Here is an 18,890-nt window from a genome sequence, read left to right as displayed (position 1 = left end):
CAACGTGATCCACGCCCGGACATTCCCGGGCGTGGAGAGGTGTCATGGCTTACCAGGCGAAGCCTTCAGCGCTGTCCGCATCCACGACGCGAACGTCGATCGGAACCTCGGACGGAACAACGCGCGCGCCCCAATATTGCGCCAGCGCCATGCCAAGGCCGACGCGAACCTGATCGCGCGGGAACTGCGCCGTGGTTTCGATGAACGGTGTGCCGCGCGCGATGGCGTCGATCGCTTCCGGTGCGCCGTCCACGGAGGTCAGCAGGATGTCCTTGCCGGACCCCTGGATCGCGGCCAGCGCGCCCATGGCCCCACCGTCGTTGACCGAAAAGATGCCGCCAAGGTTCGGGTTGGCCTGGATCATGTTCTCGACCACACCCAGTGCCACCGAGCGGTCCTGACGACCGTTCTGCGTGTCCACCAGCGTGATACCGGGGGCCTCTTCCAGCGCGGCCTTGCAGCCTTCGACGCGCTCGAGGATCGGGATGACCGGGATACCGTCAAGAATGGCAACTTCGCCCTCGCCGCCCATGGCCTCTGCTAGATACTGGCAGGACATGTAACCGGCGTCGCGGTTTTTGGAGCCGACGAACGTGTCCACCGGACCGTTGGCATTCGCGTCCACGGCGACCACGATCACGCCAGCGTCCTTGGCCATGCGCACGGCTGTTTCAATCCCGGCGCTGTCCGTGGGGTTGAGCAGCAGGATGTCGATGTCCTGTTGCAGCATGTCCTCGACGTCAGAGATCTGCTTGGCCACATCGTGCCCCGCATCGGTCACCACAACCTCAGCCCCAAGGCTTGCTGCCGCGTCTTCAAGCGCTTCACGCATGCTGACGAAGTAGGGGTTGTTCATTTCCTGGAACGTCATGCCGATCTTCAGCTGATCGTCCTGAGCCTGCGCGATGCCCGTCGTGGCAGTGACGGCCAGCGCCGCAGCGGAAACGGTTTTCAAAAAGGTCTTCATTGTATCCTCCCTTGGATAGTAGACAAAAATCTTCCCCGTCCGCAGGCAGCACGCCTGCGGATTATGGATCGGAGTGAAGATTGGCGATGGTCAGACGGGCATGGGCACCGCCTTGTTCTCTGCGAAGGTCTGTCGGAATTCAGACGGCGACATGCCTTTCAGTCGCAGAAAATGTCGATTGAAGTTGGACAGGTTCAGAAATCCCACGTCGAAACAGATGTCAGACACCCGTGCTTCGGGGTCGGAAACCAGCATCTGGCAGGCCAGATCAATGCGGATCTGATTGCGGAACCGCACCAGCGTGGTGCCGGTATGGCGTTTGAACGACCGCGAAAAGGCGCTTTGGCTTTGGCCGGTCATCTCTGCCAGCTCGCTTTCGCTGACCGGTTCGGTCAGGTGATCGCGCAAATGGGCGATCACGCGGTTCATGTCGGACTCCTCGGCTTTGGCCATGTCCAGCATGAAGCTCAGGCTCGACAGGGTCTGGGTCTTCTTGGCCTGCAACAAGATATCGAGGATTTCGAAGAACAGCGCCAACCGCAGCGTCCCACGCGCGCCGATCAAGCGCGCCATCAACGGGCGGATGGCCTCGCCGGTGGCGTAGTCGAACAGAATGCCGCGGTGGCTGCGCTCGAACAGCGCACGCGCGCCATCTGCCTCTGGAAAAGCGTCCAGCACCTTATCAACGAAGCTTTGCGGAAACTGGATCACCTCGGTGCGGTGCGGCACGGTCTCCGCATCTCCGATGTTGCTGATCCAGTTCTGCGGCAGGTTCGGGCCGGTCATGATCAGCTGACCGGGGGAAAACTCCCCCACATGGTCGCCAATGTAAAACTTGCCGTCCGTGGCAACGACCAGGTGAATTTCGTATTCCGGGTGGTAATGCCAGCGCACCGTGCGAAACGGATACCCATGCCGCCACGCAGCAAAGGACTCTCCGTCTCTGATATGGACCAATTCAAGGTCGAGTTGCATCACATCCTCCCAGCCCCGCCGAAGTCGCGCCTTGATGTCGTGGCATCGACCCTCCGATCAGCGTTGATTCTGTTTGTATCATTCCAGAGGGAGCCGAGCCACGACATCAGCCCCCGATTTCTGATACTTTTTTGACCGTCAGTTAACCTTGAAGGCGAATAGGCTTAAATCCGATGCCATGATTCAAGCCGCGACGAGCGTGCCAGATCGCGCTGCAACGCAGCAACAGCGTTGCTGAGAGCCGACCTTGCGCGGTATTTTAGCGATCCAGCACTTGATAACGCACATTAATTTTCAATGAAAACGTTTCAGACCCCACCCGCAGGCCACGTACTATTCTGCAGGTGAGAGTGCTGATTTCGTATCAGGTCAGTCGCAGATCATGCTTTCCGAAACCTTTACGCCGTGATCCGAAACAGAAAATGCGCCAGCCTCGCGGCCAGCGCACCTCGATTCTTCGTCTAAAAGCCCCGTCTCAGGATGCGGGCAGCTCGATCTGGATCTTCACATCCGTTTCCCGCGCCTCAACCGCACGGTCGAAGGCCGCGATGCTCTCCTCGAATGGCAGCGTCGCGGAAATCAGAGGCGTCAAATCCACCTTGCCCGCCCCGATCAAGGCAATCGCCCGATCATAGATATTGGCGTAGCGGAACACGGTCTCGATACGCAGTTCCTTGGCCTGCAGCCCGACCACATCCATCGGCACCGGATCGACCGGCATACCGACCAGGACAACCGTCCCACCGGGACGGGCAAGCGCCGGCACCCCCAGGATGGCAGGCGCCGCCCCGGAACATTCAAACACCACATCCGCACCCCAACCGTCGGTGGCCTCGGCAATCGCCTCAGCCACGGGCTTGTTACGGATGTTGATGGTCTCGATGCCGTCATAGGCCCCGATGATGTCCAGCTTCGGCTGCGCCAGATCTGCAACATACACCTTCGCACAGCCACCAGCCAAGGCCGCCAGCGCCGTCATCATCCCGATCGGCCCGGCGCCCGCGACCACGGCAATATCGCCGGGCTGGATGCGCGCGCGCAGGGCGCTTTGCATGCCGATGGCAAAGGGTTCGACCATCGCCCCTTCGGCAAAGCTCACGTTGTCGGGCAGCTTGTAGGTAAAGGCCGCCGGATGCACCACTTGCGGGGTCAGGCAGCCATGCACCGGGGGCGTCGCCCAGAACTGCACCGAAGGATCGACGTTGTAGATGCCCAGCTTTGACGCGCGCGACGTCTGGTCGGGAATCCCCGGCTCCATGCAGACACGGTCGCCGACGGAAAGGTGGCGCACATCCGCACCGACCTCGACCACGACGCCCGCTGCCTCATGTCCAAGGATCATGGGCTCATTGACCACGAAGGGGCCGATTTTGCCGTGGGTGTAGTAATGCACGTCGGACCCGCACACGCCGACGGTACGGATATCTATACGAACATCAGCCGAGCCGAGTGTCTGCTCCAGCGTAAAATCCCGCAGCGACAGTTCGCCCTTTTTCTCAAGCACCAATGCTTTGACCATAGGAAACCTCCCAATTTGGCATCTCGATAGCCATTTCCGACCATAAAGGTCAAATCTAAACCGGAATGTTGCGCAAAGGCACGGCAACTCTCCCAGCTGGCAAAATTTCTATCACTCACACGGTCGTTCAGTATCAAGTGACATGGCAACCCCCCGCGATCACGCGCGCGTCAAGCGGGGGCAGTTTGCCCCATCCCACCGCGGGCCGCCTCAGATATGGCGCGCCGCGCGCAGGCTGCGCCACCATTCCCGAAGGATCGCACCGCCTTCCCGACCGTACTGCCGTGTGGCTCCGCGCAATGACATATGCGGCTCCGGAGGACTCGACACCTCCACCTGCATCCCCAGACGGCGCGCGATCATCCGCACCCGTGGCCCGTGGAACGCATCCGTGACCACGATCACGCGTCCGGCTTCCCCGCGTTGCTCCAGAAGGACACGCGACAGCGCCAGGTTTTCCGCCGTGTCGCGCGCCGCCTCCTCCAACATCAACGCCTGCTCCGGCACGCCGCCCGCCCGGCAGATCACCGCCATGACCGCCGCCTCCGAAGGCGCATGCCACCGCTCTGCGCCCGACAGCACCATCGCGTCGATCTTCCCCGCCTGCCACAGCCTGACGGCATGCACCGCCCGCCGCCGCAGCGCGGGCGAGGCCAGTCCGCCTTCCAGCACCATCGCGCCAAGCACCAAAGCCACCGAACGATCACGCTCTCGTATCTGCCCTTCCACTCCGCGCTCCATCCGTTACCCTGCGCCCAAAGCGACAGGAGATCACATGACCGATACCTACACACCGCCCAAAGTCTGGACCTGGGACGCGCCATCCGGCGGCACCTGGGCCAATCTCAACCGCCCCATCGCGGGCGCCACTCATGACAAGCCCCTGCCCGTCGGCGACCATCCGTTCCAGCTTTACTCCATGGGCACCCCAAACGGCCAGAAGGTCACGATCCTCTTCGAGGAACTGCTCGCCGCGGGCCACGCCGCCGAGTACGACGCCTGGCTGATCAAGATCGGCGATGGTGATCAATTCGGCTCCGGCTTTGTCGAGGCCAACCCGAATTCCAAGATCCCGGCGCTGATGGACCACTCCGGCGCCACCCCGGTCCGCCTGTTCGAATCCGCCGCGATCCTGATGCATCTGGCGGAAAAATTCGATGCCTTCCTCGGCCCGCGCGACAACCGGGCCGAAATGCTCTCCTGGCTGTTCTGGCAAATGGGCAGCGCGCCTTACCTCGGTGGGGGCTTTGGTCACTTCTACGCCTATGCGCCTGAAAAGTTTGAATATCCGATCAACCGTTTCACGATGGAGGTCAAGCGCCAGCTCGACGTGCTCGACCGGCATCTGGCGGAAAATCAATTCATGGTGGGCGATCACTACACCATTGCGGACATGGCGATCTGGCCGTGGTACGGGCGCACCGTGCACGGCGAAAGCTACAACGCAGGCGACTTCCTTGACGTGGCCAGCTACAAGAACGTGATCCGCTGGGCGGATGAGATCGGCGCACGCACGCCGGTGAAGCGTGGCAAAATCATCAACCGCACCGGCGACGGCTTTGTGGAAAACCGCCACTCTGCCGCGGACATTGACGCCGTGCTGAACGCCTGAGGCGCGACATAATAGAGGGCGGGGGATCCCCCGCCTTCCCCTGCGCCGTCAGCCGCCTACCTCACCGCATATGAGCGATGACACCAGCCACCCCGTTCCCCAATCCCGGTTTGCCCGCGCCGCCGGCTTGGGCCGCCTGACCAGCCGCACCCTGGCCGGTGCCGCTTTTGGCGCTGCCGGTCAACTGGCTCGAGGGCACCGCCCCACTGCGCGCGGCCTGATGCTCACCCCCGCCAACATCTCCCGCCTGACCGAAGAGCTGTCGCGTATGCGTGGCGCGGCCATGAAGCTCGGTCAACTGATCTCGATGGAGACCGACGATCTGCTGCCGCCGGACCTGGCGCAGATCATGGCGCGGCTGCGCGCCGACGCAAAGCCCATGCCGCCCGCGCAGCTCAAACGCCTGCTGACAGAGGACTACGGAGCCAATTTCCAACGCCGTTTCAAACGGTTCGACCCGCGCCCCATCGCCGCCGCCTCCATCGGGCAGGTCCACCGGGCAGAGACGCTCGACGGTCGTCCCCTCGCGCTCAAGATCCAGTACCCCGGCATCGCCCGCGCCATTGACGCCGACATTGCCAACCTCGGCACGCTGATCCGGCTTTCCGGCCTGCTGCCGCGTGACGTAGATCTGCCCGCCCTGCTCGAAGAGGCCCGGCTGCAACTGCACGAAGAGGCCGACTACGCCCGAGAGGCCGCAAACCTCCGCGAGGCCGCGCAGCTCTTGGGCGACGATCCCGGCTTTGCCCTGCCCACACCGCATGACGACCTCAGCACGCCGCGCATCCTCGCCATGGACTTCATGCCCTCACAGCCGCTGGACACGCTGGAAGGCGCGGATCAGGACACCCGAGACAGGCTTGTCACGCGGCTGTTTGCGCTGTTCCTCCGAGAGGTCTTTGATTGGGGCGCCGTGCAAACCGATCCCAACCTTGCCAACTACCGCCTCGACGGTGACCGCATCGTGCTGCTCGATTACGGCGCGCTGCGTCATTACAGCCCAAAGACGGTGCAGGATCTGCGCCAGCTTCTGCGCGCCACGGCCACGGGTGACGGGGTCCGCGCGGCCATGGACCTGAACGGCTACACCGATGACGCGACGAGCGACGCGCAATGGCACACACTGACCGAAATCGCCGCGTTGGTCCGCGCACCGCTGACCAGCGACAGCCCCTTTGACTTTGGCGACACAAGCACTCTGGATCAAGCCCGGGTGCTCGGCCAGCGTCTGGCCTTGCAGGAAAACTACACCAAGGTCCCGCCGGTGGAGGCGCTGTTTTTGCAACGCAAACTGGCCGGCCTGGTGTTGATGGCGACAACCCTGCGCGCCAAAGTTCCCCTCAGCGCGCTGGTCCGTCCCTATCTCACTCCAGGCTGAGCTGCGCGTACAAGGCCCGCAGGGCGCCGCGCTCTGCGTCATCCAGCTTTGCCACACGCGACCGGAACAGCGTTGCCTGTGATCGCAACACTGGCTCTTCTGACAATATTTTCAGATGGTTGGCACGCAAAGTTTCACCAGATGAGGTGATGTCCGCGATGGCTTCGGCTGTCAGGTTCTTAACCGTGCCTTCGGTCGCGCCCTGACTATCAACCAACTGATAATCGGCCACACCGCCCGCGTGCAGGTAGGACCGCACCAGCCGGTGATACTTGGTCGCGATGCGCATCCGGAAACCGTGCTTCGCCCGGAAGGCAGAGGCCGCCGCATCCAGATCGTCCAGCGTATCCACATCGACCCAGCAGCTTGGCACAGCCACAATCAGATCCGCGTGGCCAAAGCCAAGCTCCGCCATCGGTTCGACCTTCTGATCCCACTGCACCAGCTTGTCCTGCACCAGATCGGTGCCCGTAACGCCAAGGTGAATGCGCCCGGCCGCAAGTTCCCGCGGGATCTCGCCCGCCGACAGCAGCACCAGTTCGACACCCTCGACGCCGTCGACCTCGCCGGAATACTCGCGCTCTGACCCGGTGCGCCGCAACGAGACTCCCCGCGCACCAAACCAGTCGAATGTCTTTTCCATCAACCGCCCCTTGGACGGCACCCCCAGCTTGATCGTCATGCGCCCGCTCCCGCGTCCATATCGACCAGCAGGCCGGCGCGGATCACCGCACCCACTGCCGGGATTTCCTTGCCCTGCCCCAATTGCCGGGTCAGCGCGTCATAGCGTCCGCCTGTGGCCACCGCCGGCCAGTTGGGTTGCTGACGGTTGAGAAAGCCAAAGACGAAGCCATCGTAATATTCCATCGAAGACCGACCGTAGCCCGCATCAAACGCCAGCGTATCGACGTCGACGCCGCGCTCTGCCATCGCGTCGCACCGCGCGCCAAACTGTTCCACAGCAACGGAAATCGCCGGCATATCCACCGCCAGATCGCGCAAATGCTCCAACGCAAAGGGACAAGCCTCGGAGACCTTCAACAGCGCCTCGATCAGGCTCACCTGTTCGGACGGCAAAGCCGGCGTGTCCGCGTCCTTGCGCAGCGCGTCGACACGCTGACGGATTTCGTCCTCGCCGCGCAGGCCAATCATCGGGCCAGCGCCGTCCAGCGGATTGTCAGCTGACAATAACGCCGCGCGCGAGGCCGGCATCGGCACCCTGCCCGCATATCGGTCGAGCAACGCCCGAAACCGCCGAGGCCGCCAGATGTGGCGCATCAAGGCCGCACGCCGTGGCTCAGACGTCTGCAAACCTTTGACCGCCGCCGTCAGAATACCAATATCGCCGGTGACGGGACTCAGGTGATAGTCCTTCAAGGTCTCAAAAAACAACGCAAAGACCTCTGCATCCGCCGCGGCCGGGCTTTCGCGGTCAAACACCTCGTACCCGACCTGGAAATATTCAGCCGCGCGCTCGGGATGGTCTTCCTGGCGCCGAAACACTTCGCCTGCGTAGGTGTAGCGCGCGGGCTCCGCGCCCTCCGCCATATGCATCTGCACCACTGGCACGGTAAAATCGGGGCGCAGCATCACCTCGCCCCGCACCGGATCACTGGTGACAAAGGCGCGCGTGCGCACGTCCTCGCCATACAGATCCAGCAGCACCTCTGCCGGTTGCAGCACGGCACAATCGACCGGAGCCGCGCCCGCGGCCTCGAAGCGCGCCTTCAGCGAGGCGGCTTTCGCTCTGTTCTCTGCGGTTGTCATGCGTAAAGGTCCAGAATCTCTTGCACTTTCTTGACAAGGTCGCCGCGCGGCACCTCGTATTGGCTGGGCCGGTCTTTCCATTCGTCCAGTGTCGCGTTCTCCGCCAGCTTGGCGCCAAGGATCAGGTCCTTGATCTGCACGACGCCGCGCTCCTTCTCGTCACCGCCTTCGATGACGGCCACGGGCGACAGCCGCTTGTCAGCGTATTTCAACTGGTTGCCAAAGTTCTTGGGGTTGCCGAGGTAGACCTCGGCCCGGATGCCAGCTTGGCGCAGCTCGGCAACCATCGCCTGATAATCGGCCATGCGCGCCTTATCCATGACCGTGACGACCACCGGACCCTGCTCCGTTCCGCCAATACGGCCCTTCTCGCGCAGCGCCGCCAGCAGACGGTCCACACCGATGGAGACACCCGTCGCAGGCACAACCTGGCCGGTGAAACGCTTCACGAGGTCATCGTAGCGCCCGCCGCCCGCGACCGATCCGAACTGCCGCTTGCGGCCCTTTTCGTCAAGGATCTCAAAGGTCAGCTCTGCTTCGAATACCGGACCGGTGTAGTAGCCAAGGCCACGTACCACGGACGGGTCGATGATGATACGGTCCGGGCCATAACCTTGGGCAGCAAGCAGCGATGCCATCTCCGCCAACTCATCCACACCCTCGGCGCCGATCTGGCTCTCGCCGACGGCGGCGCGAAGCGCGTCAAGCGTTGCCTCGTTGCTGTCCCGCTTGGAGGTCAGGAAGGCCACCACCGGTTCCGCCTGTTCCGGGGCCAGACCGACACCGTCGATATAGGCGCCCGACGCATCCAGACGCCCCTTGCCCAGCAGCTCGCGCACGCCTGCTTCGCCGACCTTGTCGAACTTGTCGATGGTGCGCAGCACGTCGGCGGATTGTGCATCGTCGGACACGCCCATCGCCTCCAGCACGCCATTCAGAACCTTGCGGTTGTTCACCCGAACCACGTAGTCGCCGCGCGGGATGCCCAGCACCTCAAGACAGTCGGACAGCATGGCGCAGATCTCGGCATCCGCCGCGACGCTTGCCGCGCCCACGGTGTCCGCGTCGCACTGATAGAACTGACGATAGCGCCCCGGTCCCGGCTTTTCGTTGCGCCAGACAGGCCCCATGGCAAAGCGCCGATACGGCAGCGGCAGGTCGTTGCGATGCTCTGCATAGACGCGGGCCAGCGGCGCGGTCAGGTCATAGCGCAGCGCCATCCAGTTTTCGTCTTCGTCCTGCCAGGCAAAGACACCCTCGTTCGGGCGGTCCACGTCGGGCAGGAACTTTCCCAGCGCCTCGACCGTTTCGACGCCGGAACTTTCAAGCGCTTCAAAGCCGTATTGATGATAGACCCCGGCGATGGCGCGCAGCATCTCGCTGCGCTCCGTCACCTCGGTGCCGAAATAGTCGCGAAAGCCCTTGGGCGTCTGCGCCTTGGGGCGGGGGGATTTCTTCACTTTGGCCATGGGAACCGTCCGGCTGTTTGTCCGTCGCGCTTCCTCTATCGGCTCCGGCCCGAGGGGGCAAGCAAGCGCCGCTCTTGCGATGTGACGCAGCCGCGCTTAGGGAAGACGAAACACCAAAGAGGACCGCCATGTCAGACCGTACGCAAGAGATGGAAGAACAGGTCGCCCACCTGTACAAAACCGTCGAGGAGCTGTCCGACGTGATTGCCAAGCAGGATATGGAGCTGCGCGCCCTCACCCAAAGGGTCGATCTGCTGGTCCGCCGCGAAGCTGACCGGCAATCCGAAGCCCCCGGTGCCGCCATCTTTGGCGACGAACGGCCCCCGCATTACTGAACCGTGATGGTTTAACGAAAACGGGCGCCCAGATGAGCGCCCGTTCGTGTGTCAGTTCGCCTTATCGTCGTCGTCCACAAGGTCCGGATCGTCCGGCGGCATGTCGAATTCCAGGCCGTGCGCGGCGCGGATCTTGTCTTCGATCTCCAGCGCCACACGCTTGTTTTCCTTGAGGTATGTCTTGGCGTTTTCGCGGCCCTGCCCGATGCGTTCATCGCCGTAGGAATACCACGCGCCGGATTTGTCCACGACGCCGGCCTTCACCCCGAGATCAAGCATTTCGCCCATCTTGGAAATGCCTTCGCCATACATGATGTCGAATTCCACCTGCTTGAACGGCGGCGCGACCTTGTTCTTCACCACCTTCACGCGGGTCTGGTTGCCCACAACTTCGTCGCGGTCCTTGATCGCGCCGATGCGACGAATGTCGAGACGCACGGAGCTGTAGAACTTCAGCGCGTTGCCGCCGGTGGTGGTTTCGGGCGAGCCGAACATGACGCCGATTTTCATCCGAATCTGGTTGATGAAAACCACCATGCACTTCGATCGGCTGATCGACCCGGTCAGCTTGCGCATCGCCTGGCTCATCAGGCGGGCGTGAACACCGACGCTGCTGTCGCCCATGTCCCCTTCGAGCTCGGACTTCGGCGTCAATGCCGCCACCGAGTCGACAACCACAAGGCTGACCGCGCCCGACCGCACCAGCGTATCGACGATCTCCAACGCTTGTTCGCCGGTGTCAGGCTGCGAAATCAGCAGCTCGTCCAGATCGACGCCCAGTTTTTTTGCATACTGCGGATCCAGAGCGTGCTCGGCGTCAACAAAGGCGCAGACCCCGCCCTTCTTTTGTTCCTCGGCCACCACATGCAGGGTCAGCGTGGTCTTGCCCGACGATTCCGGGCCATAGATCTCGATGATCCGCCCCTTGGGCAGACCGCCGATCCCGAGCGCGATATCAAGACCGAGAGACCCGGTCGACGTCGCCTCGATATCGTGCAGGACGTTGTCGCCGCCCAGTTTCATGATGGACCCTTTGCCGAACTGCCGTTCGATCTGGGCCAGGGCGCTGTCGAGCGCCTTTTGCTTGTCTGCGCTTTTCTTGTTGTCCATGCTCAGAAGATCTGCCGTTGCCATTGGGGTTGGCTCCTTATTTCACACGCGCCGTAACGCGGCAATGTCGCTTTTGTTCGCGGCTTGTTCTCATCAGATATGAGCACAAAGTGAGAACATATCAAGTTAAATCTTGCCTTTTTCAGGCTGACACTTGTTGGTTAAAAGAACATTGAGGAATGTGAGGGGCTTGAGAGAAATGCTGATATTCTGGAAGCCTCGGCTGGTGATGCTCGCTGTGCCCAAGACTGGAACATCGGCCTATGCCCGCGCTTTGGGTCCCCTCGCGTCAATGGTCGTGAATGACCCGCCAGAGCTGAAACATGCGCCGGTCTATCGCTATAACCGGTTCTTCCGACCCATGCTGGAAAAGGTTGGCGGCGATGACATGGAGCTGCTCGCGGTGATCCGTGAACCGATTTCCTGGCTCGGCTCGTGGTATCGCTATCGTCAACGCGGGTTTCTTGAGGGCCGTCCGACGTCGACACGCGGGATGAGCTTCGACGATTTCTGCCAGGCCTATGCCACCGGCGACCGACCGCCGTTTGCCAATGTGGGCAGTCAGGCGAAATTCGTCGAGCCGCGCCCCAATGGGATCTCCGTCACGCATCTGTTCAAATACGAGAATCAATCCGGTCTGATTGATTTCCTGGAAACGCGGCTGAACACGACCATCGACCTGCCACGGGAAAATGTGTCGCCCAGGCGGGACACCGAATTAACGACAGAGACAGAAGTCAAATTGCGCCGCAAATGTGCCGATGATTTTGCCATCTGGGACAGCGCCTTGTGAGCTAGTGGAGCTGTTGGTGAACCGTCTCCGTCAATTCCGACAATGAGAACGGCTTGGGCAGAAAGACGGAGTTTGGAATGGCTTCCGATCCTTCTCCAAAGGCATCCTCGGCATACCCGGAGACAAAGACCACCCGCGTGTCGGGTCGATTCACACGCGCCTTGCGCACCCAGGTCGGCCCATCCATTCCGGGCATCACCACGTCGGTGACAAAGATGTCCACGCCCAGGGCCTCGTCCTCCAGCGTGGCGAGCGCATCCTCCGCCGTCTCCGCTTCGATCACCGTGTAGCCGCGCAGCCGCAGTGCGCGCGCAGCAAAGGCACGGACCGGGGCTTCGTCCTCGACCAGAAGCACGACGCCGGACCCTTTTTCGGGAAGCTTGGCGACGGTCTTTTCCTCGACAACCGCAGTTGCAGCTTTCGCGTCTATCTCGTTCGAGGGCAGCAGCAGCGTGAAGCAGGTGCCCTGTCCGACCACGCTGTCGACAAAGATGAACCCTCCAGTCTGCTTGACGATCCCATAGACGGTCGAGAGCCCAAGCCCCGTCCCTTCGCCGGGACGTTTGGTTGTAAAGAACGGCTCGAACACCTTCTGCAACTTGTCCGGCGGGATGCCCATGCCTTCGTCGATCACGCGGACGGACACGTAGGTGCCGGGCGCCACCACCGCGCGATCGCGTTTGAGCGGCTCGCGCAGCTCGCGACGCTCTGTTTCCACGACGATTTCCCCGCCGTCCGGCATGGCGTCGCGGGCGTTGACCACGAGGTTCATCATCACCTGTTCAAGCTGACGACGATCACCACGAACAGGCGGCAGAACCGGGTCATGGCGCAGTGTCAGTCGCACCCGCTCCCCCACCAGACGGTTCAGCAAATGTGCCAGATCGGACAGCGTGTCGCGCAGGTCCAGCACCTCCGGCTGCATGGTCTGTTTGCGCGAGAAGGCCAGCAACTGCCCCACCAAAGCCGCCGCGCGATTGGCGTTCTGGTTGATCTGAACAAGGTCACCGTATTCCGGATCGCCCTGATCGTGACGCATCAACAAGAGGTCGCAATGCCCTGAAATTGCAGTCAAAAGATTGTTGAAATCATGCGCGACACCGCCGGCAAGCTGCCCGATGGCTTGCATCTTCTGGCTTTGCACGAATTGCGCTTCGAGCGTTTTCAATTCGGTCGCGTCGTTCAACACCGCGATCAGACATTTTTCGCCGTCTTCCACAACGCGATTCAGCGTAACCTGCACAAAGACTTCGCGGTCGGCGCGTGTCAGGCGCAGGAACTCAGACCGATGGAGGCCGCGACCATCAACGGCCTCTTGCAGCCAGTCTTTCAAAGCGCGGCCAAGCCCTTCCATATGCTCGGCAATATGACCCGGCTCACCACTCTCGAGGTTCAACATGCGCCGCGCCTCCGGATTGGCGCGCAGGATGCGCCCCTCCGGCGTGACCTTCAGCAAAGGCACAGGAAGCCCGTCGAACGTCCCGGCTGTGTCTGCCTGTTCGACCTCTTCAGCGATGGGAGAGATCACCAGTTCAATCCGCCCTGCGCCGATGTCATTGGTCTGTACCAGGGCGCGCTGGTCGCCGTCCGCGGCTTGTATGTGATGCACACCGCCGGAGCGTAAAGGCAGATCGCTGAACACATCCTGAAGCCGCTTTACCCGGCCACCGACCAGGGCGCGCGCGCAGGGATTCATGTAAAGGATCGCCCCATTGCGACCGACTGACATCACAGGTTGATCGGCGCGCGCCGGCGTGGCACCGCGATGGGCTTCTGTTTCAAACCGCCACAGGATCACGTCCGGCGAAAAGGCTCGAACGTAAATTCTGAAGCCTTCCGAATGGCTTGTCACCTCTTCCAAGGCGGTGCCCTCTTTCAGCGCCCTGTCCTGAAGCCGGTACAAGATCCCCTCGGTCGAGGCAAAGATATCGCGCAGTACATCAGCCAGCGGTTCCTGGTGAGAGGGTTGAAATCTGGCGCGGGCTGCGGCGTTGGCCTGCAACGTGATGCCGCCCCCATCGCAGATGAAACAAAACCCCGGTTCCGTTTCGACGAGATCCGCGAGTTGTTTCACCTGATGCGACCGTCGCTTCGCCAAGACAACATCCGCCAAGAGCCACAACAGTGCCACCGCACTGAGCGCGCCGGTGGCCGCCAAGGCCGCAATCTGCACCTGTTGCGTCGTCGCGCTTTGCGACAGCCAGAGCGCCCCAGCCGCAAGAACGATGAGCAATGCGGCCCCGAACACGGGGGTCAAGGATTGCGGTCTGTCCATCTCACCTGCGATATTTGACACTCCAACCTCACATTCGAATCTTGGCACCATCCAAGCCAGTCAGGGTTAAGGTTGCGTTAACGTCGCACCTCAACAGGTGATTGAACGCGATGACTGGGGTCGGACGTTGTCCCCGTCAATCAGGCGCAATCAGGCACGCGGCGTAAAACCCGTCACCGCCGTCGGACGGCAGGAACCCTCGGTTGGGACCAATGCGCCAATCGGTGTGGCTGGCGAGGAAGGCATCGATCTGTGCCTCGTTTTCTGCCCGCAGCAAGGAACAGGTGGCATAGACCATCGCGCCGCCGGGACGGACGAGCTTCGCGCAGGTGGTCAGAATATCCGCTTGAATGTCCGTGAGCTCCGCCAACCGTGCCTCCGTCAGCCGCCATTTGCCTTCGGGCGCACGGCGCCACGCTCCGCTTCCGGAACACGGCACGTCAGCCATGACGATGTCATAAACCCCTTTGGGCCTGGCGACACAGGTGACGGTCGCCCCGGCACGCAGCGCCCGTTTCGGCAGGTCGGACATGCGGCCGGGATCAGCGTCATGTGCAAACAGCTCTGCCTTTGGCGCCCGCGCCGCCAGTGCCAGACTTTTCCCGCCCCCACCTGCACAATAATCCAGAATGCGTGTCGGATCGCCGAGCGGGATCATCTCGACCACAGCCTGACTGGCCGCATCCTGAAGCTCGATCCAGCCGTCGGTGAAACTGTCCGTGCGGATCAGACCACGCGCACCGGAGGTGACCTCCAAGGCGGTCTCGGCCAAGGCGTGTGGCACCGTCTCGACCCCGTCTTCGGCAAGCCGCGCCCGAGCCTTTTCCCTGTCCGTTTTCAGCAAATTGGCACGGACAAACACCGGCGCGCGGGTGCGCAGCGCCTCTGCCGTCTCGTGGGTCCGCTCGCCGAGATCCTCGGCGAACCGGGCGGCAAGCCAGTCGGGCAAGTCGAGCGCCGCGGCCCCGTCCGGCGCATCGCCAGCGGCCACTTCGACGTCGGTCAAAGCCATAGGCGCATGACCCTGGCCGGTGAACAGCTCTGTGGGATCCTGGTTTTGCGCGCGAAACAGCCCGATCATCCGGGCGCGGCCGGTCTCCCCTCCGCCAAACGTGGCCGTCGAGCGCCACATGCGCAACACATCGAACACATGGTCACGGATGGCGGCCCGGTCCTTTGACCCGGCAAACCGCGCGCGGCGGCCCCATGAGGTCAGGGCCTTCTCCGCCGCTTCACCCGCCTGAACGCGATCCAGTATCTCGATGGCCGCCTGAACACGGGCCGCCGGGGTCACAGCGGCACCCGTTCAAAGCCATCGCCCACGGCCCGCAACCGCGCGAATTTAGACGGTCCACGCATGTGCGAGCCCGACCAGATCAGGTCCTTGTCGGCAATCCGGGCCAGCGTCAGCTGGCGCGTGTCCGCCGCCTGCGCCCCATCCACGTCATAAATCGGAGACAGGAACGGATCGGGCAATTGCAACGCTTCGGAATGCACGATGTCCGCCACCAGCATCAGATCACCGATCCGCAGTCCGCTGTGACCGGGCGTGTGACCGGGAAGGTGTTCCAGCGTCATGCCCTGCCCGAGGTCAGCGCCATGCGCGACCAGTTCAGGCGTGACCGCCTTGAGCAGATCATCCGCCGGCCCTTCTTTACCGGTCCAAAAGGCAACCTCATCCTTATGCACGACAACCCGCGCCCGTGGGAACGCCAGCCGGCCCTCCACCATCGCGCCCCCCACGTGGTCGCGATGCAGGTGAGTGAAGATCACGCGCCCCACGTCCTCTGCAGAGACACCGATTTCGGCAAGCAAGGCGCCAAGACGTCCCGCCTTATCGCCGAAATGCGCGCCACAGCCGGTATCGACCAGATCGACGCCGCCCGCGTGACGCAGCACGTAGACATTGAATTCGGACTGGATTTCCTTCAGCCCGACCAGCACCAGCCGAGCCTGCTGGATCTCCTCCGGACAGGTCTCGAAAACCGAAGGGTCAAACACGGTTGCACCATCGGTGAGGCAAATGACCTCGACCCCACCGGTGTCAAAACGATCCACGCCTTGCATCAGGCAACCCCGTCGAAATGCATTACGGTGACGACTTGTGCGCCCGCCATGCCAAGCAGGTGCCCGTGATCCATTTTCATAGTGACCAATTCTTTGCTCCGCCGCGCCAGTAGGTGATCTTTCAACATCAGCTTTATCCCGGCCACCTTCCGGAGGAAAGGCCGGCTCTCCTTCCAGAGCCGCGGTCACTTTCAAAGACCCTGCCGGAACTGTTGACCCTTCAACCGGAAACGGTCCGTGGGCGCCGCACGGGCCGAGCCGAACGCAATCGCGCCACATACGTGTCTTGGCGACACGACCGGCATCAAGCCGCCTATGTCAGCCCCTTTCCAGAGTACTTGGTGCAGCAAGCCCAGCCCGTCGGGTTGATTTATAGGACGAAAGTCGACATGATTGCTCCTTGAATCCATCAAAAGTGACGCTAGGCGGAAACAGTCCATGACGGAGTCCACCTCCAATTCGTCCAGAGTGACACGGGTCGGTGATAGAAATATACCAAAGGGTGAAGCTGCCAAGCCTTTGAAATCAAAGGCCCAGAAAGCACGCAGTCCCAGCCCCGCAGCGTTACGCAGCATGTTGGGGGCCAACCTGCGGCAGCTGTCGCGCCAGGCGAAGTCCATTTCTGCCCTGTGCCGCGAATTGGGCATCAACCGCACGCAGTACAACCGCTACCTCGGCGGCGAAAGCTTCCCGCGGCCGGACGTGTTGCACCGCATCTGTTCCCACTTTGGCGTGGATGCGCGCATCCTGCTGGAACCTGTGGACAGCATTTTGTTCAAAACCCACGTCCCAGAGCTCAAACCAGCCTTTTCAGCTCTGCTCAGGCGCGCGGCATCCCCCCTGTCCGAGGACCTTTTGCCTTCTGGGTTCTACCGGTTTACGCGGCGCTGTTTCATCCTGGACGATGTCTACGTCCAAGGCATCATCACCATTTCACGTCAAAACGATTTGACGGTTATCAAGGGGTTCGATCCCAAGGAAGCGGTTCTGGCCCAGGGGCTTGACGCCACCCAGCAGCGACGCGAATTCGGGGGAACCGTGATTGCGCAGGACGACGGCTTTGCCATACTGGTCAGTCGGCGCGGCTCCGCCACCACCCATTTCCAATACCTCGCGCCGATCCCGGCGCCGGAGGGTCATTTCTGGCTTGGCTACACCGCACGCGCGGCCCGCGACCAGGAAACGGCACGACGTGTTGAGCGGCAGACCTACGAGTTCCTTGGCCCCCGGATCAAAGACGCCCTGCCCGCCGCGCGCCTCGCGGGCTTGTGCAACCCTGACGACCTCATGCCGTGCATCCGATCGCTGCTGCGCATTGGTGAACCGTTTCAATCCTGACGCCTACCGAAACGACGCGGTCGCCTCCGATGAGGCCACCCCGCGCCCGGTCCCATAGGCCAGCATATCGTAAAGATGCCATGTGGCATGTCCCAGCAGCGGCAGCACGACCAGCAGTCCCAGGAACCCCGGCACCATGGCCAGAAATGTCGTCGCACCGATAAAGGCGGCCCAAGCGAACATGCGTAACGGTTCGCGCTGAACGTATTGAAATGAATGGATCATTGCGGTGACAAAGTCGATTTCCCGGTCCAGCAACATCGGCAGCGCCAGCACCGTGATCATATAGAGCAGCACCGCGAATCCAGCGCCTACCGTCGTGCCCACCGCCAGCATCGCCAGCCCGTTGGGCGTCAGAAACACATCAAAGCTGGAAGACACATTGGTCATCGTCGACAGACCAAGGAACAGCGCAAAGATCATATGCGCGATAAAAAACCAGAACAGGAACACCACAAGGATCACCGCGCAGATCGACGGCAACTGACGTTTCGACTGACGACCGATCACCGAAAAGATCTGCTTCCAGTCCAGCGGCCGCCCTTCTTCGAGCCGCCGACTGACGTCATAGAACCCCACAGCCGCAAACGGGGCAATCAGCGGAAATCCGATGGCCGCAAAGACCAGCCAATAGCTTTGCCCGGTGACCCAGGTGAGCCAGATCATGAACCATCCGCCCATGACCCACGGCAGACCAAAGACCAGAGCGAACCCCGGTGCACGCCGCATGTCGCGGAGCGCCCGCCTCAGGGCCTCTCTAAACATCGCCACAGTCACCGGCCCGAGGTCGCTCGGACCCAGCGGCGGCGTGCTGTCGATCGGTTCTGCCTGTCTCATCTCCGGCATACCGCCTCTCCCGTCCGCCGCAATCCGGCCCGCCCGCAGTTAATCGGATCACCGGGATCAAGGTCAAGCGAAGGAAAATCTGACTCTGACTTAGACCTTTGTCTAAGCGGCGTCCCTTGGTGACAAAAGATGCGCGCGCTTCGGGCGCCCCACGAAGCCGTGCGATTAATAAACCTATACAGCGCGTTACGGATCGAACTTAAGGCACACTTCCCAGGAGACCTTTGTGAACTCCGACCATCGTCTATGCCGCTCTCAGAATATAAGACTGGCGTCGTCGGCAGACCTGCGCAATCCTGACACCTACGCTGAAACGTCAATTGGAGGATAGACTGATGGCATGGAACACACCGAAGATCCGTGAGATCGAATGCGGCATGGAAATCAACATGTACGGCCCGGAGAACGACGAAGAGCGCGAAGTTCTGTTCTGATCTGA

Annotated in this window: 19 protein-coding genes; 6 read left to right on the top strand and 13 right to left on the bottom strand. The window is 61.9% G+C overall.

What is annotated here, in order from left to right:
• Window positions 1-49: 49 nt before the first annotated feature.
• The 4 genes from J4E08_RS03360 to J4E08_RS03345 form a co-directional block, all read right to left on the bottom strand.
• Window positions 50-967: an ABC transporter substrate-binding protein gene (locus J4E08_RS03360; RefSeq protein WP_183964581.1), complete on the bottom strand. Its 918-nt coding sequence runs from the start codon at window positions 965-967 to the stop codon at window positions 50-52.
• 90 nt (window positions 968-1,057) lie between these two features.
• Window positions 1,058-1,942 (bottom strand): helix-turn-helix domain-containing protein, encoded by an 885-nt coding sequence (locus J4E08_RS03355; RefSeq protein ID WP_349537282.1) that lies wholly within the window; start codon window positions 1,940-1,942, stop codon window positions 1,058-1,060.
• Window positions 1,943-2,417: 475 nt separating this feature from the next.
• Window positions 2,418-3,461, bottom strand: a complete 1,044-nt coding sequence (locus J4E08_RS03350; RefSeq protein WP_349537281.1) for an NAD(P)-dependent alcohol dehydrogenase — start codon at window positions 3,459-3,461, stop codon at window positions 2,418-2,420.
• A 210-nt stretch (window positions 3,462-3,671) separates the two neighbouring features.
• Window positions 3,672-4,190 carry a YdcF family protein gene (locus tag J4E08_RS03345; protein WP_349537280.1) on the bottom strand — a complete coding sequence of 173 codons (519 nt, stop codon included), beginning with the start codon at window positions 4,188-4,190 and terminating at the stop codon, window positions 3,672-3,674.
• Window positions 4,191-4,236: 46 nt separating this feature from the next.
• On the opposite strand from J4E08_RS03345, the gene yghU reads away from it, so the two are divergent.
• Together yghU and J4E08_RS03335 are read left to right on the top strand one after the other, a co-directional pair.
• Window positions 4,237-5,073 carry a glutathione-dependent disulfide-bond oxidoreductase gene (gene yghU, locus J4E08_RS03340; protein WP_349537279.1) on the top strand — a complete coding sequence of 279 codons (837 nt, stop codon included), beginning with the start codon at window positions 4,237-4,239 and terminating at the stop codon, window positions 5,071-5,073.
• Between the two features lie 70 nt (window positions 5,074-5,143).
• Complete coding sequence (locus tag J4E08_RS03335) at window positions 5,144-6,451, top strand: ABC1 kinase family protein (protein WP_349537278.1); 1,308 nt, start codon at window positions 5,144-5,146, stop codon at window positions 6,449-6,451.
• Here J4E08_RS03335 and hisG read toward each other — a convergent pair.
• Genes hisG through hisS form a run of 3 tightly spaced genes read right to left on the bottom strand, consistent with a single transcriptional unit; the run spans window position 6,438 to window position 9,687 of the window.
• The gene (hisG, locus tag J4E08_RS03330; RefSeq protein ID WP_349537277.1) at window positions 6,438-7,133 is read right to left on the bottom strand and encodes an ATP phosphoribosyltransferase; all 696 of its coding nucleotides are present in this window, start codon (window positions 7,131-7,133) and stop codon (window positions 6,438-6,440) included. The genes J4E08_RS03335 and hisG overlap by 14 nt on opposite strands.
• Window positions 7,130-8,218, bottom strand: a complete 1,089-nt coding sequence (locus J4E08_RS03325; RefSeq protein ID WP_349537276.1) for an ATP phosphoribosyltransferase regulatory subunit — start codon at window positions 8,216-8,218, stop codon at window positions 7,130-7,132. Before J4E08_RS03325 ends, hisG begins: the two co-directional genes overlap by 4 nt.
• Window positions 8,215-9,687 carry a histidine--tRNA ligase gene (gene hisS, locus J4E08_RS03320; protein ID WP_349537275.1) on the bottom strand — a complete coding sequence of 491 codons (1,473 nt, stop codon included), beginning with the start codon at window positions 9,685-9,687 and terminating at the stop codon, window positions 8,215-8,217. Before hisS ends, J4E08_RS03325 begins: the two co-directional genes overlap by 4 nt.
• Window positions 9,688-9,815: 128 nt before the next feature.
• Here hisS and J4E08_RS03315 point away from each other — a divergent pair, with 128 nt between their 5' ends.
• On the top strand, window positions 9,816-10,022 hold the full coding sequence (locus tag J4E08_RS03315) for a SlyX family protein (protein ID WP_349537274.1): 207 nt from the start codon (window positions 9,816-9,818) through the stop codon (window positions 10,020-10,022).
• Window positions 10,023-10,073: 51 nt separating this feature from the next.
• Here the strand turns inward: J4E08_RS03315 and recA are convergent, their stop codons facing one another.
• Window positions 10,074-11,156: a recombinase RecA gene (recA, locus tag J4E08_RS03310; RefSeq protein WP_349537273.1), complete on the bottom strand. Its 1,083-nt coding sequence runs from the start codon at window positions 11,154-11,156 to the stop codon at window positions 10,074-10,076.
• Between the two features lie 175 nt (window positions 11,157-11,331).
• Between recA and J4E08_RS03305 the strand changes: the two genes are divergently transcribed.
• Window positions 11,332-11,925, top strand: a complete 594-nt coding sequence (locus tag J4E08_RS03305; protein ID WP_349537272.1) for a gamma-glutamyl kinase — start codon at window positions 11,332-11,334, stop codon at window positions 11,923-11,925.
• Window position 11,926: 1 nt separating this feature from the next.
• Here J4E08_RS03305 and J4E08_RS03300 read toward each other — a convergent pair whose 3' ends face one another.
• From J4E08_RS03300 to J4E08_RS03285, 4 genes are all read right to left on the bottom strand, one after another.
• Window positions 11,927-14,200, bottom strand: coding sequence for an ATP-binding response regulator (locus tag J4E08_RS03300; protein ID WP_183964963.1), 2,274 nt, complete (start codon window positions 14,198-14,200; stop codon window positions 11,927-11,929).
• Between the two features lie 136 nt (window positions 14,201-14,336).
• The gene (locus tag J4E08_RS03295) at window positions 14,337-15,494 is read right to left on the bottom strand and encodes an RsmB/NOP family class I SAM-dependent RNA methyltransferase (protein ID WP_349537271.1); all 1,158 of its coding nucleotides are present in this window, start codon (window positions 15,492-15,494) and stop codon (window positions 14,337-14,339) included.
• On the bottom strand, window positions 15,491-16,267 hold the full coding sequence (locus J4E08_RS03290) for an MBL fold metallo-hydrolase (RefSeq protein ID WP_349537270.1): 777 nt from the start codon (window positions 16,265-16,267) through the stop codon (window positions 15,491-15,493). The genes J4E08_RS03295 and J4E08_RS03290 overlap by 4 nt, the downstream gene beginning before the upstream one ends.
• Complete coding sequence (locus tag J4E08_RS03285) at window positions 16,267-16,395, bottom strand: hypothetical protein (RefSeq protein ID WP_349537269.1); 129 nt, start codon at window positions 16,393-16,395, stop codon at window positions 16,267-16,269. Before J4E08_RS03285 ends, J4E08_RS03290 begins: the two co-directional genes overlap by 1 nt.
• Before the next feature lie 445 nt (window positions 16,396-16,840).
• Here J4E08_RS03285 and J4E08_RS03280 point away from each other — a divergent pair, with 445 nt between their 5' ends.
• Complete coding sequence (locus J4E08_RS03280) at window positions 16,841-17,605, top strand: helix-turn-helix domain-containing protein (RefSeq protein WP_349537268.1); 765 nt, start codon at window positions 16,841-16,843, stop codon at window positions 17,603-17,605.
• A gap of 3 nt (window positions 17,606-17,608) precedes the next feature.
• Here J4E08_RS03280 and J4E08_RS03275 read toward each other — a convergent pair whose 3' ends face one another.
• Window positions 17,609-18,451 carry a DUF2189 domain-containing protein gene (locus J4E08_RS03275; protein ID WP_502949234.1) on the bottom strand — a complete coding sequence of 281 codons (843 nt, stop codon included), beginning with the start codon at window positions 18,449-18,451 and terminating at the stop codon, window positions 17,609-17,611.
• Window positions 18,452-18,786: 335 nt separating this feature from the next.
• Between J4E08_RS03275 and pqqA the strand changes: the two genes are divergently transcribed.
• Complete coding sequence (gene pqqA / locus J4E08_RS03270; protein WP_183964554.1) at window positions 18,787-18,885, top strand: pyrroloquinoline quinone precursor peptide PqqA; 99 nt, start codon at window positions 18,787-18,789, stop codon at window positions 18,883-18,885.
• Window positions 18,886-18,890: the final 5 nt, after the last annotated feature.

This window comes from Sagittula sp. NFXS13 (genome assembly GCF_040148795.1).
Lineage (GTDB): Bacteria > Pseudomonadota > Alphaproteobacteria > Rhodobacterales > Rhodobacteraceae > Sagittula > Sagittula marina.
This window is presented reverse-complemented; position numbering and strand designations above follow the sequence as displayed.